This window comes from Paenibacillus haidiansis, assembly GCF_036553665.1.
Classification (GTDB): domain Bacteria; phylum Bacillota; class Bacilli; order Paenibacillales; family Paenibacillaceae; genus Fontibacillus; species Fontibacillus haidiansis.
In genome coordinates, this window is the sequence record NZ_JAZHPZ010000011.1 from 131,738 (window position 1) to 148,350 (window position 16,613).

Below are 16,613 nucleotides of genomic sequence, written 5' to 3' on the forward strand. Positions count from 1 at the left end.
GGGATGGCGGAAGCGAAGGGGAAAGTATACCTGGTCGGGGCCGGCCCTGGCGATGCCCGGCTGATTACGGTGAAAGGGCTGGACTGCCTGGCTAAAGGGGATGTGGTCGTATACGACCGTCTCGCGAATCCGAGTCTGCTCAAGAAAGCGAAACGGGGCGCGGAGAAAATTTATGTCGGCAAAACGACGGACCGGCATACGATGAAGCAGGAGGAGATCAATCAATTGCTCGTCGACCTGGCTTTGACGGGGAAGACGGTTGTACGCCTGAAGGGCGGAGACCCGACGATCTTCGGGCGTGTCGGCGAGGAGGCGGATCTGCTCCGCAAACACGGGATCTCTTACGAAATCGTCCCGGGTATTACCTCGGCGATTTCGGTTCCGGCGTATGCCGGGATTCCGGTGACCCACCGCGATATGGCATCCTCCCTGTCGATTATTACGGGGCATGAAAGCCCGGACAAGCTGGATCTATCGATCAATTGGGAAAAGGTGACCAATGCCACGGGCACGCTGGTATTCATGATGGGCGTCGCCAAAATCGGCTATATCGCGAGCCAGCTGATCGCTCACGGCCGGCCTCCGGAAACGCCGGTCGCGCTGGTGCGCTGGGGGACCCGTGCCGAACAGGACACTTTAACCGGCACCTTGGCCGACATCGAGCAAAAGGTGCAGGAAGCGAACTTCAAGCCGCCGGCCGTTATCGTGGTCGGCGAGGCCGTGAATCAGCGCGAAGCGCTTAAATGGGCGGAAAATTTGCCGCTGTTCGGCAAGCGGATTCTCGTCACCCGCTCCCGATCCCAGGCGAGCGAACTGGTGCGGCAAATTGAGGACCTCGGCGGCGAGCCGTACGAGTTCCCCGTTATCGATTTCGAAATGCCGGCGGGCGACACGCTGAATCATACAGATCAGGCCTTGGGCCGGCTTGAGGAGTACGACTGGGCGTTCTTTACGAGCGCCAACGGGGTGGAGTTCTTCTTCAAGCATTTGGAGCGGCTGGGGAAGGATATCCGGTCGCTGCATAAAGCGCGCATTGCCGCCGTCGGCCCGGCGACAAAGGAGGCGCTTCGCGAATACGGCATCGCCGCGGAAGAGCTTCCCGACAAATTCCAGGCCGAAGGGCTGCTTGAAGCGTTTGGCGAAGAGCTCAAGCCCGGCCAGCAAGTATTGCTGCCGCGCGGCGATCTGGCCCGTTCCTGGCTGCCGGAAGCGCTACTCCGGCAGGGGCTGGAGGTGACCGACGCCGTCATGTATGCGACGGTGTCTGCCGCAGAAGAGGACTTACCGCTCGTAAATATGCTGAACAAGGGACGCATTCATGCCGTCACCTTTACCAGCTCCTCGACGGTCACGAATTTCCTCGCCGCTTTGAAGGCGATGGGGTTTGACGATCCGGTCGGGATTTTGGACGGCGTCGAAATCGCCTGCATCGGGCCGGTTACGGCGAAGACGGCCGAGGACGCCGGACTTACCGTCGGCACGCTGGCGGAAGAAGCGACGATCGACAGCCTTGTGGCTGCGCTGTGCGATTGGAAACAAGGAAGCGGTCGAAGTAAACCAAGCCCTTTAAAGTGAAGAATAAGCCGGAAGGCTATAATAACTATTACTAACTACAAATATCCGGGAGGTAACTAGACATGGGTTTTCCAGCAGTAAGACACCGCCGGCTGCGGCAATCGGTCGGTATCCGCGGTTTGGTGCGAGAAACGGTATTGACGGTTGACGATTTCATTCAACCGATCTTCGTCGCATCCGGTACCGGAGTCAAAAATGAAATTTCTTCGATGCCCGGCGTATATCATTTTTCCTTGGATACGCTGGAAGAAGAAGTGAAAGAAATCGTGGAGCTCGGCATTCCGGCCGTGCTGCTCTTCGGCATTCCGGAGAGCAAGGACAGCATCGGCTCGTCGGCTTTCGCCGAGGAGGGCATCGTGCAGCAGGCGACGCGCAAGATCAAATCGTTATATCCCGATCTGCTGGTCGTCGCGGATACCTGCCTATGCGAATTTACCGATCACGGGCACTGCGGCATGGTGCACACCTATGAGCGGGACGGGCATGTATGCGGCGATGTGCTGAATGACGAGTCGCTGGACCTGCTCGTGAAGACCGCGGTTTCCCAAGCGAAGGCCGGCGCCGACATCATCGCGCCGTCCAACATGATGGACGGGTTCGTGCAGGCGATTCGCGCGGGGCTCGACGAAGCCGGGTTCAGCAATATCCCGATCATGTCATATTCGGTGAAGTACGCGTCGGCTTTTTACGGCCCGTTCCGCGAGGCCGCGGATTCGGCTCCGCAGTTCGGCGACCGCAAGACGTACCAGATGGACCCGGCAAACGTGAGGGAAGCGCTCAGAGAAGCGGAGTCCGACGTACAGGAAGGCGCGGACATGCTGATGGTGAAGCCGGCGCTCGCCTTTATGGACGTGCTGCGCATGCTGCGCGATCAATTTGACCTGCCGCTTGTCGCCTACAATGTCAGCGGGGAGTATTCGATGGTCAAAGCGGCGGCGCAAATGGGCTGGATCAACGAGCGGGCGATCGTAACGGAAATGCTGCTCGGGATGAAGCGGGCCGGCGCGGATATCATCATTACGTATTTTGCCAAGGATGCCGCACGCTGGCTGCGCGAGGGCAAGTAATCATAGAGGAGAGGATTGTATGAGTGGAACGATCGGACGCCGCAGCGAAGAGCGGTCGCGAAGCGCTTTTGAAGAAGCGAAGAAGGTGTTGCCCGGCGGGGTGAACAGCCCGGTGCGCGCCTATAAATCCGTCGGATTGACCCCGATTTATATCGAGCGCGGCGCGGGCTCCAGGGTGTACGATATCGACGGCAACGAGTATATCGACTATGTCGGCTCCTGGGGGCCGCTCATTATGGGCCATGCCCATCCCACAGTGGTTGCGGCGTTGCAGGAGACGGCGGCCAAGGGGACCAGCTTCGGCGCCCCGACGCTATTGGAGACGGAGATGGCCAAGCTTGTTGCGGAACGCGTACCGTCGGTCGATATCGTCCGGATGGTCAACTCCGGCACGGAAGCGACGATGAGTGCGATCCGGCTGGCCCGCGGATACACGGGACGGGACAAGATCATCAAATTCGAAGGCTCGTATCACGGCCACGCCGACAGCCTGCTGATCAAAGCCGGCTCCGGCGTCGCGACGCTGGGGCTGCCCGACAGTCCGGGCGTGCCGAAAGGTGTTGCGGCCAATACGATCACCGTGCCGTACAACGATTTGGCTTCGGCGGAGCTGGCGTTTGAGCGCTTTGGAGCGGAAATCGCCGGCGTGATCGTCGAGCCCGTAGCCGGCAATATGGGGGTTGTGCCGCCATTGCCCGGCTTTCTGGAAGGCCTTCGCCGCTTGACGACGGAGTACGGCAGCGTGCTTATTTTTGATGAAGTGATGACCGGTTTCCGCGTTCATCTCAACTGCGCCCAAGGCCGTTTCGGCGTGACGCCGGATTTGACCTGCCTCGGCAAAGTCATCGGCGGCGGCTTGCCGGTTGGTGCCTACGGCGGCAAGCGCGAGATTATGGAGCAGATCGCCCCGAGCGGGCCGATTTACCAAGCCGGGACGCTCAGCGGCAACCCGCTGGCGATGACGGCCGGCTTCTCGACGCTGTCGCTGCTGACGCCGGAGGTGTACGACCGGCTCGAAGCGCTGTCGGCGCGGCTTGCGGCCGGATTTGCAGCCAATGCCAAAGAACGCGGCATCCCGTGCACGATTAACCGCGTGGGCTCGATGGTTTGCCCGTTCTTCACGGATCAGGCCGTTATCAATTTCGACACGGCTAAGAGCAGTGATCTGGATCTGTTCCGCCGCTATTTTACGGCGATGATCGAGGAAGGCATCAACATTGCGCCTTCCCAATTCGAAGGCATGTTCGTGTCTGGCGTGCATACCGAAGAAGATATCGACGCCACGATCGAAGCGCACCGCCGTGCGCTGCAAAGAATATGAGCAAGGGAATTGCCGGACAGAGGCGCGGAGAATGGCTGGAGCTGATGCCCGGCAAGCTGAATCCGCCGGAACATGGGGGCCGCTATGAAGCGGCCCTCGTTTGGCTTGAGCGCGAGCTTGTCTTCCCCGCCAAACTGCTGCGTACGCTCGATGCCGAGGGCGGGATCAAGTTGGCCGGAGACCGCCTACGCCTCCGTCTGTTTCCGCCGGAAAATTCGCAGTATCCGCCCGCCTTTACGCTCTCGGAATCAGTGTCTTCGGGCAGGCCGGATTCATCTTGCCCGCCCGTAGAGATACTTTACGAGGACGATTTCTGCCTCGTCGTTCATAAACCCGCCGGGGTCAAGGTTCATCCCGACGGAGAAAGCCGGGAGCCGACGCTGGCGAATCTGGTATCCGCGATCTATTCGCAGCGGGGTGAGCCGGTTGCTCCCGAGCATATCCACCGCCTGGACGAATTCACCTCCGGTCCGGTGCTGTACGGAAAAAACGCCTTTGCCCGGCTGAAGCTGGATGCGGCTATGGCGCGGAAGGAGATCGGCAGAGTCTACGTTGCGCTGGTAGAAGGAGTCGTCGATCCTTCGCTTCGCGTCATCGACGAGCCGATCGGACGCGACCGTCATCACGCTTCGCGGCGGCGCGTATCGCCCAGAGGCAAAAATGCGGTAACTCGGGTGGAGCTCGTGGAGACATTCCCCCGGGCAAGCCTCGTCCGCGTCACCCTGGAGACCGGCAGAACGCATCAGATCCGCGTACATATGAGCCATGCCGGACATCCGCTGATCGGTGACGCCCTGTACGGAGGTAGCACCCGGCTGCTTTCGCATCAAGCGCTTCACGGCGAGAGCCTGGCTTTTCCGCACCCGCTTACGGGCGAGACCGTTTTGGTGGAGGATCCGTGGCCGGACCATTGGAAGCCGCTCCGCGCCAAACTGCTTGAGCCATAGACGAAGTTTGGCAGTTCATAGTCCGGCTGGCCGCAACTTCAGGAAGGAAAGCCGCGAAAAAGCAGGCATGCACTCTTTTTTCAAGCATATAGATAAAAACGAGCGATGATTTGGACCATGCATTTTATCGGATGGAAAATCATGTTTGGATATGCTGAAAGGAGGCTATATTTTTGGCGGATCAATCCTACGGACTGAGGTTTGATATTTATGAACGCGTGCATTTGGCGGAGAATGTGATCGGCATCGATGAGCTGGAGGAAATTGAGCTTTATCCGAAAATCCAGGTGATTCCCGGTGAGGAGTACGCTTCCCTGCGCGGCCATTTACTCTTGTCGGGCCTCTATCGCGGCGACGGGGAAACGCAGGAGCTGGAGCACTGGATTCCGGTGGAGATTACGATTCCGCTGAGCCGGGTCGGCAAACTGGAGGACATTGCGGTTGAAATCGAAAATTTCGATGTCGATCTGCTAAGCGCCCGCAGCCTGAACATTACAGGGGTATTATCCCTGCAGGGGATTGAAACCTCGTCGCTGGCTGCCGATACGGAGGAATGGAAGGACCGGGAATTTGTCGTAGCCCATGAGCCCGTATCGGAATTGCGCGGAGAAGACGACGAGGAAGACGATGCGGCCTGGGAAGGCCGGCTGAATCCGGAAAATCTGGAACGCAGCTACACCGAGCACTTCCGCACTTGGGAGCAGCAGTCCGAACCGGAGCCGGCGGATGCGGACGAGCACGAGCAGCCGGCGATTTTGACTTGGAATAACAGCACGTCGCCGTTGTTTGCGGAATCCGTTGTGGCGGACAAGGAGGCCGGATTCCCGGATGTTGAAGAAGCCCGGGATCCCGAATGGCCGGGCGACGAAGAGGGCGGAAACCAGCAGTCGGTCATTGTATCGGAAATCAATTTGGGCAACCTGGGTTCCGACGCCGCCGTAAATGAAAGAGAATCGCAGGCATCCGTGTCCGGCGCCGAAGCTCCGTATTCCTTTGAAACGGAGGTTCCGTCATCCGCAGACTTCGGGACGGCGGAAAGTGTGTTCTCCGAGAAAGTCGAAGCAATTGAGGAGGCAGTCAAGGAGAATCAGGAAGCAGCGGAAGATGTAGAAAATGCGGTAAAAGGCGAAAACCAAGCGGAGGCCGAAGAAAAGAAGGAACTGAAAATCGCGCTTGGCAGCAAGAAGAGCGGAGACAAGGAACAGGATAAGAAATACGGAATCAGCAAGCTGCTGTCCAAGCAACGGCAGGTTGAGCCGGGCTTGGACCCGCAGGAGGAGGAGCCCGCCCAGGCCGAGGCCCAACAGGAGGACGGGGATGAAGTCCGCTGGAAAAATCTCTTTATCCGCAATGCCGAGGAGCAAAACCCTTTCCGCAAGGTTAAGCTTGTCATTGTCCAGCGGGAAGAGACATTGGACGAAATCGCGGAACGGTATCAGCTCAGCACCCGGGAACTGCAGCTATACAACCGGCTTTCGGAACATCATTTATCCGAAGGACAGGTGCTTTACATCCCGTAAGTTCTTATTCAAAGCCGCACGAAGGTCGTGCGGTTTTTTTGTGCTTTTTTGACAAATTCCAAGCCGTAAAGCCTTCTTCTTCCCATCTTTGTTCGCATATCGTGGACAAGTGTCCATTTTTGACCATCCGTGTTGACTTTATGTTAATTTTCAAGCTATTATGGTAAAGATAAACTTAAAGAAAATTTTGATGCAAAGACTTGGAATGGGAAGAGTAGGCAGTGAACCCTTCAGAGAGCGGGATTGCAGCGCTGGGAGATTCCGCAGGAGTGAAGCTGGCCGAAGTCGCCCGGGAGTCGCCCGTTTGATCCGTAGACCTTCGTTAGGTTAGAACGGGCCGGCCGCAGCCGTTATCTGCATGAGTGTCGTCAGGTTTGGAGCGCCGGTTTCTTGCGGATGCGAATGAACCAAATCTGCGAAACAAAGGTGGTACCGCGAAAGTAAAGCCTTTCGTCCTTTGAGACGAGGGGCTTTTTGTGTTTTCTTTGCACCAAAGTGATTTTATTTGTGACGGAGGTTTGGTACAAATGACTGAAAATCATGAGCAATCCCTGTCGGCAGAAATGCCGACGACATACGACCCGAAAGCGGCCGAGCAGAAATGGTACCGCTACTGGATGGAAGGCGGGTACTTCAAAGCGGGACAAAAGCCCGATGCAAAGCCGTATACCATCGTGATTCCGCCGCCAAACGTAACGGGGATGCTGCATATCGGGCATGCGCTCGATTTTACGCTCCAGGATATTATGATTCGCTCAAAAAGGATGCAGGGATACGATGCGCTCTGGCTTCCGGGTTCGGACCACGCCGGGATCGCCACTCAGACCAAGGTGGAGCAAAAGCTGCGGGAAGAAGGGCTTTCGCGGTATGATCTCGGGCGCGAGAAATTCCTGGAGAAGGTATGGGAATGGAAAGACAAATATGCCGAGACCATTCATGAACAATGGCAAAAGATGGGCTTCTCGCTCGATTATTCCCGGGAACGGTTTACGTTGGACGAAGGGCTTTCTCAGGCCGTCCGCGAAGTGTTCGTCAAGCTTTATGAGAAAGGCTTGATCTATCGCGGCAAATATATCATTAACTGGGATCCGGCGGCCCGTACGGCGCTTTCCGATATTGAGGTTGAATACAAAGAAGTAAATGGTCATTTGTACCATCTGCAGTACCCGCTTAAAGACGGAAGCGGGCATATAACGGTGGCCACGACCCGGCCCGAGACCATGCTCGGCGATACGGCCGTAGCGGTTCATCCGGAGGATGAGCGTTACCGGGATATGGTCGGCAAAATGCTGATTCTGCCGATTACCGGCCGCGAAATCCCGATTATCGCCGATGAATATGTCGATAAGGAATTCGGGAGCGGCGCCGTGAAGATCACTCCGGCCCACGATCCGAACGACTTCGAAGTCGGCCTGCGCCACGATCTGCCGCAAATCACCGTGATGGACGAGAGCGGCACGATGAACAAAGAGGCGGGAAAATATCTGGGGCTCGACCGCAGCGAATGCCGCAAGCAGATCGTTAAGGATTTGAAAGAGCAGGGCGTTCTGATCAAAATCGAAGACCATGTCCATCAAGTAGGACACAGTGAACGTACGGGCGTGGTTGTCGAGCCTTATTTGTCGACCCAATGGTTCGTCAAAATGAAGCCGCTCGCGGAAGCCGCCATCGCCGCGCAAAAATCCGGCGAGGGAGTTCGGTTTGTTCCTGACCGGTTTGAGAAAACCTATCTGCACTGGATCGAGAACGTCCGCGATTGGTGCATTTCCCGGCAATTGTGGTGGGGACACCGCATTCCGGCCTGGTACTGCGAAGAGACCGGGGAAATGGTCGTTGCGCGTGACGAGGCGGAAGCCCGCGCCAAACTGGGACGGGATGACATCAAACAGGACGAGGATGTACTCGATACCTGGTTCAGCTCGGCGTTGTGGCCGTTCTCGACCTTGGGTTGGCCGGACGAAGCCAGCGCCGATTTCAAGAGATATTTCCCTACGGATCTGCTCGTTACCGGATATGACATTATTTATTTCTGGGTTGCGCGCATGATCTTCACTTCGATGGAATTTACCGGCGAACTGCCGTTTAAAGATGTTTTGATGCATGGCCTGGTCCGCGACAGCGAAGGGCGCAAAATGTCCAAATCGCTAGGCAACGGGGTCGATCCGCTCGACGTGATCGACAAATACGGCGCCGACGCCATGCGTTATATGCTCTCCACGAGCAGCACGCCGGGGCAGGATTTGCGCTTTCATTGGGAACGTGTCGAAAGCGCCCGGAACTTTGCCAACAAAATCTGGAACGCGTCCCGCTTCGCCCTGATGAATCTGGAGGGCGTCACCGCCGATGACATCGATATCAGCGGAGAACTGACCACGGCCGACCGCTGGATTCTCCACCGGTTCAACGAAACGGCGCGGGAAGTTACCCGCTTGATCGATGCTTATGAATTCGGTGAAACCGGACGCCAGTTGTATAACTTTATCTGGGACGATCTGTGCGACTGGTACATCGAGTTTGCCAAATTGTCGCTGTACGGCGAGGACGCCGCGGCCAAGCGCAAAACCCAGTCCGTACTCGCTTACGTGCTGGATCGCACCCTGCGGCTGATCCATCCGTTCATGCCGTTTATTTCCGAGGAAATATGGCAGCATTTGCCGCATCGTGGCGAAACAATCACTTTGGCCGAATGGCCGAAATACGATCCCGCCTTCGAAGCGCCCGACGCGGTACAGGAAATGAACCTGCTGGTCGACATCATCCGCTCCGTGCGGAATATCCGCGCCGAAGTGGGTGTACCGATGAGCAAAAAGGTCGAGCTATTGGTCAAACCGGCATCGTCCGAATTGCTGGAGATCGTGGAGCGCAACAGCCATTATATCCGCAGGTTCGGCAACACGTCCCGTTACGAGGCGTCGTTGGATATCACCGTGCCGGACAAAGCGATGACCGCGGTGGTTACCGGCGCGGAAATGTATTTGCCGCTGGCCGGTCTGATCGATATTAGCCAGGAGATCGTGCGGCTTGAGAAAGAACTCGACCACTTGAACAAAGAAGTGGAACGGGTGGAGAAGAAGCTGGCCAACGAAGGCTTTGTATCCAAAGCCCCGGCCAAAGTCATTGAAGAAGAACGCGCCAAAATGGCGGATTATGCCGATAAACGCGATAAGGTTCTGGCACGGATCAGCGAACTGAAAAGCTAGACACGCCGGATCAGGTTCAAGTTGGCTGCGGTTCTGTTTTCTTCGAAGAGATACGAAAACCGCAGCCGCTATTCCAACATTTATAACGAAGGTGAAAGCATGGGGGCTCTTAACGAAGGAGAGAATGATAGCGCGCTGCAAAGCTATGATGAGGCGGTAGAATGGATAAACGGGCTGATAGCTTTCGGCATCCGCCCGGGCCTGGAACGGATTTCTCTGCTGATGGACCGTCTTGGCAATCCGCACCGCAGACTGAAATTTATTCATGTGGCCGGGACGAACGGCAAGGGGTCATCCTGCGCTTTTTTAACCCGTACCCTGTTGGAATGCGGATATAGTGTGGGGACGTATACCTCCCCTTATATCACCAAATTTACGAACCGTTTTCAGTATAACGGACAGGATATTCCGGAAGAAACCTTGCTGAATCTGGCCAACCGGATTCGGCCTTACGTCGCGGAAATGGCCGAAACGGAGCACGGTTCCTTGACCATGTTCGAGGTGAGCACGGCCATAGCCATCCTCTACTTTGCCGAGGAATGCTATCCCGATGTCGTAGTATGGGAGACGGGCCTGGGGGGAAGGATGGATGTGACCAACATTGTGACCCCGATCGTCTCGCTGATAACGAATATCGGAATGGATCATACGGATGTGCTGGGGGATACGGTCGAACAGATTTCCCGTGAAAAAGCCGGCATCATCAAGCCCGGCGTTCCCGTGGTGAGCTGTGTCGAACAGCCTGAGGCGATCGCGGTCATGAAAGAGACGGCGAAGCGTCAAAACAGCAGTCTTTATTTGCTGGGCGAACAATTTTCATTCGAGAGACTGCAGGTCGGCGATATGGGTCAGACCTTGATTTTTCGCGGCCCTTTCCGGGAATTTGAAATGAATATATCGATGCTGGGGGAACATCAAAGCAAAAATGCGGCCGGTGCGATGATGGTGCTCGAAGTGCTGCGTCAGTATATGGCTTTTGTACTGGAGGATGAAGACGTCGTACGCGGCTTCAGGGAAACCCGGTGGGCCGGACGCCTGGAGCAGGTATCGGCCGAGCCTCGCATCGTTCTTGACGGGGCACATAATCCGGAGGGTGCGGAAATGCTGGCCAAGAGCATCCGGGAAACGTTCAGTTACCGTAAACTCAATCTGATGATGGGGATGCTAGCTAACAAGCATCATCGCGGCTACTTGCAGCATATATTACCTATAGTGGATACACTTATACTGACCGAGCCCGATTTTCGCCGCAAACTGGATGCCGAAGCACTTCACGACCTGGTGCTGGAGCTAAAGGGCAGCTTTGCTAAGCCCGAAATAGAAATCATTGTGGAACGTGACTGGAGGAAGGCGCTGTCGCTTTTGGAGTCACGGACGGAACGGGAGGATCTTGGGGTGGTCACCGGCACGCTGTATATGATTTCCGATGTGCGGGCAACCCTTTTGCATCAAACCGATTCTGAAAAAGGCTGGTGACTATAAATTGTTAAATACGACTGAACAACATGTGCATTTTATCGGGATCGGCGGATACGGGATGAGTGCCATCGCCCGGGTGATGCTGGAGATGGGCTATACCGTAACCGGATCCGATGTCGCCTCCCAGGAGTTGACCGAAAAATTGGCGGCCAAAGGAGCCAAAATTTATATTGGACACACCGCGGAGCATGTGCACGGGGCCGATCTGGTCGTCTACTCCACGGCGCTGCCGCAGGACAACGTGGAACGGCTGGAAGCCCAGGAACAAGGGATTCCGATTTTGCACCGCTCGCAGATGCTGGCGAGACTCCTCAATGAGCGGCAAGGAGTCGCCGTCGCGGGCGCGCACGGCAAAACGACGACCTCTTCCATGATCGCGCTGATTATGGAGCAGTGCGGAACCGACCCGACTTACATTATCGGCGGAGAGATCATGGATATCGGCACGAACGCCAAGGCGGGACAAGGGAATTTCGTCGTCGCCGAAGCGGATGAAAGCGACGGCTCCTTCCTTCAGTATCATCCTTCTTTGGGCGTAGTAACGAACATCGAAGCCGATCATTTGGAGAATTACGGAGGGGACTTCGGCCGCCTCAAAGAAGCTTACGTCCAATATCTGAATCAGATCAAACCGGACGGCAAAGCCGTCGTCTTCGGCGACGACGCCAATATTAAGGAATTGCTGCCGAAGCTGAGCTGCCAAACGATCACTTTCGGCCTCTTGCCGGGAAGCGATTATACGGCGGAGCAAATCAATCTCGGCGACCGTCACGTGACATTTACGATGAAGCGCGGGGAAGAGGAGCTGGGGACGGTAGAACTGTCCGTACCCGGGAAACATAACGTATGCAATGCGATGGCCGCGATTATCGTATGTTTGGAGGCGGGGATTCCTTTTGCCGAAATCACGGCCGCGATCACCGGATTCCACGGAGCCAAACGCCGCTTTCAGGTATTGGGAGAGAAGGGCGGAATCCTCGTCATCGACGATTACGCCCACCATCCGACGGAAATCGAAGCGACGATTGCGGCGGCCAAAGCGACGGGCAAACGGATTATCGCCGTATTCCAGCCTCAGCGGTATACGCGGACGTTCTTCCTGCTGGATGCGTTCAGCCGGGCGTTCGGCGAAGCCGACGAAGTAATCATTACGGATATTTACTCGCCGGCCGGAGAAAAGCAGATTGAGGGGGTTCACTCGTCCAGGCTGGTTGAGCTGATTAAAGAGAACAGCAATGCGGGAGCAAGATATTTGCCGACGAAGCAGGACGTCCTCATCGACCTTCAAGACCGCCTTGAGCCGGGGGATTTAGTACTGACCATGGGCGCCGGAGACATTTGGAAGGTCGGCAAAGAGCTTGCCACCAAATTGCCCGATTGATTTGATGTAAAAAACCTCGCGCGTAGCCGCGGGGTTTTTCGCATGTTCTGGCATATAACCCCTGTCCGGTTCATATGGTATTTCTAGAAGAATGGACAAGGAGCGTGCGGACAGTGAACAACGCCAAAATGACATTCCGCTTTGATGGACAGGGCCGCCAACTTCCGCGGGAAACACAGCCTTTCCCGGCATCTGCCGCCGACCGGAGCGAGGTGGAGGAAACACCGCTGCATGAAACAACCGGGTTTATATATAATGACCGCTATAAAGATCCCCGGACAGTTATGGAGCAAACGGAGCAGGCTGACCTGGCGGAGACCGATACGGGTCATTATGAAAATTCCCATACGGAAGCAAATGAAACCGATCCGTATTCGGCTCAAACCTACCGCGCCGTTGAACTGGCGGCGGAAGACTGGGGGGATCCGTTTACCGACTACACCGGAACCGGCGGAACGATCCTGCCTCATTATACGCAGGTCCGAAGTCCCCGCACTTCGTGGTGGAAGGTTGCGGGATCGCTGACGGGAGCCATCGTCACGGGCGCTTTGTTCGGTTTTGTGGTCCTGTCGATGTTTAATGGACAAGTGAGCGTCCCCATTCCCGGAATTTCAATGCCCAGCCAAACCTCCCCCGTGGAGCCCGCCGCCGATATCCCCGTATTGGCCCCGGTCTATGAAGAGGAATGGGCGGATCCGGCATCCGGCGGAAAAACGGTCAGCATCGCCATTCCGGAAGAAACCTATCATTTTCTGCAATACGGGGTATTCAGCACCGCGCAAGGAGTCCAGCTTGCGCAACAGGAGCTCCAGGATTCCGGCATTGCCGCGGCCAGAGATACCGTTGACGAGAAAAGGGTATATGCCGGCGTATCCACCGACCGAGAGCAGGCCAAGTTGCTCAGCAGCCAGCTCAAGACCGCAGGAGTCCACCTGATTCTGCATGAAATTACGCTGCCCGCATCGGCAGAGGTAGCTTTCAACGGGGATGCGGCACAACTGGAGGCGTATTTTGCCCAAAGCTCCGAATTGATCGGGCTGCTTAGCTCCCTCTCGGCTTCGAGGCTGGCGGAGGTCACTCCGCAGGCTTTGGATGCCGACGCGATCGCCGAGTTGGAGCAAAAGCATCAATTGTGGACGGAAAGCGCGGCGGCGGTCCGCGGAAAGCAGCCCGAACCGTTCGCAGCGGAAGCGGTCGAGATGGAAAAAGCGATGAATAGCGCGATAGAGGCCATGACCGAATACAACAAAAAGGGCGCCAAAACACTGCTCTGGGAAGTTCAGGACGAGGTCATGAGCTTCATTATGGCGGAGCAAAAAATGCTCGGAGCGAATTTGAACGGGTAAGGCGAAAACGCCTTCGTTTGGAATAATACGGCATGGGATTGGTAATACTTCCCCATGCCGTTTTTGTATTTGTATTGCCGCTGAATAAACCTTATAATAATGAGGTGTCAAAAAATGGCGAGGTTGACAGCGAAAAGCTGTCGAATCTTATTCTGTTCTTTTATGTCTTGCGTCCGGCATTAACTTCAAGGAAGAGAGGCTTCCTTTTTCGGTAAGCCGGGCCCTGTAAAGGAGAGTATACACCCTTGGAATCTTCAGCCTCACGCCATATCATTCTTGCATCGACTTCCCCGCGCCGCCGCGAACTTGTCGCATCCTTACATATTCCGTTCGATGTCGTGCCAAGCCATGCCGATGAGACAACGCCGGCAGGATGGACTCCGGAGCAAATCGTGACAGAACTTGCGATGCGCAAGGCTGATGCGGTGTACCGAAGTCTGGAAAATTGTGATCGTCACGGCATCATCGTCGGCAGCGATACGATCGTTGTCAGAGACGACGCGGTGCTGGGCAAGCCGAAAGATGTCGAGGAGGCCGCTTCCATGCTCCGTTCTCTGCAAGGCAGAAGCCACCGGGTATATACCGGAGTTGCCTGCGTGGACAGTCTTACCGGAACGCGGCGCGTAGATTACCGCATGACCTTGGTTACGATGAGACCGCTCGGCGAACGGGAAATCGCGGCCTACGCTTCAAGCGGGGAAGGGCTGGACAAGGCCGGGGCTTACGCCATACAAGGCCTTGGTTCAACGATCGTAACCGGAATCGAAGGCTGCTATTTTAATGTGGTCGGCTTACCGCTGTCATTGCTGGCCGAAATGCTGGATTCCTTTGGAATCGCCGTTTTTTAAGAGAATAAGGAAGAGATAAAGCATATCCTTCCGCAATGAATTTTGCCCGCAATACCTGCTTAAGGTTTTGCCAAAACCATTCGGAAGCGAGGGAATAAGTTGAATAAGACGACCTATATGCTGCGTGATATTCCAAATGAAGAACGGCCGAGGGAACGGATGCTGCAATACGGAGCAAGCGCGCTTAGCCAAGCTGAGTTGCTCGCTATTTTGCTGCGGACGGGGACTCGCCAGGAATCGGCGGTTCATATGGCCCAGCGCGTGCTGGGCGAGATCGGCGGGATTCGAGGGATCATGGATCTCAACCTTGCCGAATTGACGAGGATGAAGGGGATCGGTCCGGCGAAAGCGGCGCAGATTAAAGCGGGCATCGAGCTGGGACAAAGACTGGCCAAAACCCGTCTGCCGGAAGCGCAGGTCGTCCGCAGGCCGCAGGATGCCGCCGACCTGCTGATGGAAGAGCTTCGATATTTGCAAAAGGAGCATTTTGTTTGTCTGTTTTTGAATACGAAAAATCATATCATTGCTCAAGAAACACTGTCGATGGGCAGCCTGAACGCCTCGATCGTTCACCCGCGTGAAGTATTCCGCGCCGCGATCAAGCACGGCAGCGCCTCCGTCGTCTTCGCCCACAATCATCCCAGCGGGGATCCCGCGCCAAGCCCGGAGGATATCCGTATGACAGCCCGGTTGTGCCAGGCCGGGGAAATCGTGGGAATCGACGTGCTGGATCATATCGTGATCGGGGACGGCAAATTCGTCAGTTTGAAGGAGCAAGGCTTGATGTAATATAATAGATTAGATACAGAAGGAAAGGGAGATACAGCATGTTTGGTGGCTTTACGAAAGATTTGGGAATCGACTTGGGAACGGCAAATACCTTGGTTTATATCCGGGGCAAAGGAATCATTGTAAGAGAGCCTTCCGTAGTCGCTATTCATACTGATAATAAAAACATTGTTGCGGTCGGCGAATCGGCCAAAAAAATGATCGGCAGAACGCCGGGGAATATTCGGGCGATCCGTCCGATGAAAGACGGCGTTATCGCCGATTTCGATACGACGGCAACGATGATCAAATATTTCATCCGCCAGGCACAGAAACAGCGTTCGCTGTTCCAGCGTCATCCCAATGTGATGGTCTGCGTTCCTTCCGGGATCACCGCCGTGGAACAGCGCGCCGTTGAAGACGCGACGAAGCAGGCCGGTGCTCGCGAGGCTTATACGATCGAGGAGCCTTTCGCCGCGGCGATCGGGGCCGATCTTCCGGTCTGGGAGCCGACGGGAAGCATGGTTGTGGACATCGGCGGCGGAACGACGGAAGTCGCGGTCATTTCGCTCGGAGGCATCGTCACCAGCAAATCGGTGCGCGTTGCCGGGGATGAGATGGATGAATCGATCATTCAATACATCAAACGCCAATACAATTTAATGATCGGCGAAAGAACCGCCGAACAACTGAAAATGGATATCGGCTCCGCCCTCGCTTTGGAAAAGGTTGAAACGATGGAAATCCGCGGCCGCGATCTCGTGACCGGCCTGCCGAAAACGATCACCATCACGTCGGACGAAATTTCCGAAGCGCTGGCCGATACGGTGAATGCCATTGTCGACGCCGTTAAGGTGACGCTGGAGAAGTGCCCGCCGGAGCTTGCCGCCGACATTATGGATCGCGGCATTGTACTGACCGGCGGCGGCGCGCTGCTGCGTAACCTTGACAAGCTGCTCGCCGGAGAGACGGGCATGCCGGTTATCGTTGCCGAGAATCCGCTGGATTGCGTTGCGATCGGTACAGGCAAAGCCCTGGATAACATCCATCTGTTTAAATCCAAGAGCAGTTCAGCGCTTCGTTCCAAACGGTAATATTGAAGGATTCGGATCTTCACTATTAAGCGGCGCCGCCCTGTCCGGGCGGCCTGGCCGTTTTTCT

12 protein-coding genes are annotated in these 16,613 nt (G+C 56.0%); all 12 read left to right on the forward strand.

The genetic code is table 11. The annotated features are described in order from the left end of the window. The first annotated feature begins 3 nt into the window (after positions 1-3). The 12 genes from cobA (at position 4) to V3851_RS19490 (ending at position 16,546) form a co-directional block, all read left to right on the forward strand. A complete protein-coding gene (gene cobA, locus V3851_RS19435; RefSeq protein WP_331848215.1) occupies positions 4-1,575 on the forward strand; it encodes a uroporphyrinogen-III C-methyltransferase in 1,572 nt (523 codons plus the stop codon). Between the two features lie 62 nt (positions 1,576-1,637). Next, positions 1,638-2,642: a porphobilinogen synthase gene (gene hemB / locus V3851_RS19440; protein ID WP_331848216.1), complete on the forward strand. Its 1,005-nt coding sequence runs from the start codon at positions 1,638-1,640 to the stop codon at positions 2,640-2,642. A 19-nt stretch (positions 2,643-2,661) separates the two neighbouring features. After that, positions 2,662-3,963, forward strand: a complete 1,302-nt coding sequence (gene hemL / locus V3851_RS19445; RefSeq protein ID WP_331848217.1) for a glutamate-1-semialdehyde 2,1-aminomutase — start codon at positions 2,662-2,664, stop codon at positions 3,961-3,963. Next, entirely contained in the window at positions 3,960-4,910 is a 951-nt protein-coding gene (locus V3851_RS19450) for an RluA family pseudouridine synthase (RefSeq protein WP_331848218.1), read from the forward strand. Before hemL ends, V3851_RS19450 begins: the two co-directional genes overlap by 4 nt. A 173-nt stretch (positions 4,911-5,083) precedes the next feature. Beyond that, positions 5,084-6,430, forward strand: a complete 1,347-nt coding sequence (locus V3851_RS19455) for a LysM peptidoglycan-binding domain-containing protein (protein ID WP_331848219.1) — start codon at positions 5,084-5,086, stop codon at positions 6,428-6,430. Between the two features lie 527 nt (positions 6,431-6,957). Continuing rightward, entirely contained in the window at positions 6,958-9,630 is a 2,673-nt protein-coding gene (locus V3851_RS19460) for a valine--tRNA ligase (RefSeq protein WP_331848220.1), read from the forward strand. A gap of 99 nt (positions 9,631-9,729) precedes the next feature. Continuing rightward, positions 9,730-11,106 (forward strand): bifunctional folylpolyglutamate synthase/dihydrofolate synthase, encoded by a 1,377-nt coding sequence (locus V3851_RS19465; protein WP_331848221.1) that lies wholly within the window; start codon positions 9,730-9,732, stop codon positions 11,104-11,106. Then, a complete protein-coding gene (murC, locus tag V3851_RS19470) occupies positions 11,057-12,490 on the forward strand; it encodes a UDP-N-acetylmuramate--L-alanine ligase (protein WP_331848222.1) in 1,434 nt (477 codons plus the stop codon). Before V3851_RS19465 ends, murC begins: the two co-directional genes overlap by 50 nt. Before the next feature lie 113 nt (positions 12,491-12,603). After that, complete coding sequence (locus tag V3851_RS19475; RefSeq protein WP_331848223.1) at positions 12,604-13,836, forward strand: SPOR domain-containing protein; 1,233 nt, start codon at positions 12,604-12,606, stop codon at positions 13,834-13,836. Between the two features lie 245 nt (positions 13,837-14,081). Then, positions 14,082-14,684: a Maf family protein gene (locus V3851_RS19480; protein ID WP_331848224.1), complete on the forward strand. Its 603-nt coding sequence runs from the start codon at positions 14,082-14,084 to the stop codon at positions 14,682-14,684. A gap of 117 nt (positions 14,685-14,801) precedes the next feature. After that, positions 14,802-15,473 carry a RadC family protein gene (gene radC / locus V3851_RS19485; RefSeq protein WP_331848252.1) on the forward strand — a complete coding sequence of 224 codons (672 nt, stop codon included), beginning with the start codon at positions 14,802-14,804 and terminating at the stop codon, positions 15,471-15,473. A gap of 38 nt (positions 15,474-15,511) precedes the next feature. Beyond that, positions 15,512-16,546: a rod shape-determining protein gene (locus V3851_RS19490; protein WP_331848225.1), complete on the forward strand. Its 1,035-nt coding sequence runs from the start codon at positions 15,512-15,514 to the stop codon at positions 16,544-16,546. Positions 16,547-16,613: the final 67 nt, after the last annotated feature.

Bases quoted from the DNA above. Each gene is read 5' to 3' on its own strand.
- cobA (WP_331848215.1), top strand. From the start codon at position 4: ATGGCGGAAGCGAAGGGGAAAGTATACCTGGTCGGGGCCGGCCCTGGC.
- hemL (WP_331848217.1), top strand. From the start codon at position 2,662: ATGAGTGGAACGATCGGACGCCGCAGCGAAGAGCGGTCGCGAAGCGCT.
- V3851_RS19460 (WP_331848220.1), top strand. From the start codon at position 6,958: ATGACTGAAAATCATGAGCAATCCCTGTCGGCAGAAATGCCGACGACA.
- radC (WP_331848252.1), top strand. From the start codon at position 14,802: ATGCTGCGTGATATTCCAAATGAAGAACGGCCGAGGGAACGGATGCTG.
- V3851_RS19490 (WP_331848225.1), top strand. From the start codon at position 15,512: ATGTTTGGTGGCTTTACGAAAGATTTGGGAATCGACTTGGGAACGGCA.
- murC (WP_331848222.1), top strand. From the start codon at position 11,057: ATGTGCGGGCAACCCTTTTGCATCAAACCGATTCTGAAAAAGGCTGGT.
- V3851_RS19465 (WP_331848221.1), top strand. From the start codon at position 9,730: ATGGGGGCTCTTAACGAAGGAGAGAATGATAGCGCGCTGCAAAGCTAT.
- hemB (WP_331848216.1), top strand. From the start codon at position 1,638: ATGGGTTTTCCAGCAGTAAGACACCGCCGGCTGCGGCAATCGGTCGGT.
- V3851_RS19450 (WP_331848218.1), top strand. From the start codon at position 3,960: ATGAGCAAGGGAATTGCCGGACAGAGGCGCGGAGAATGGCTGGAGCTG.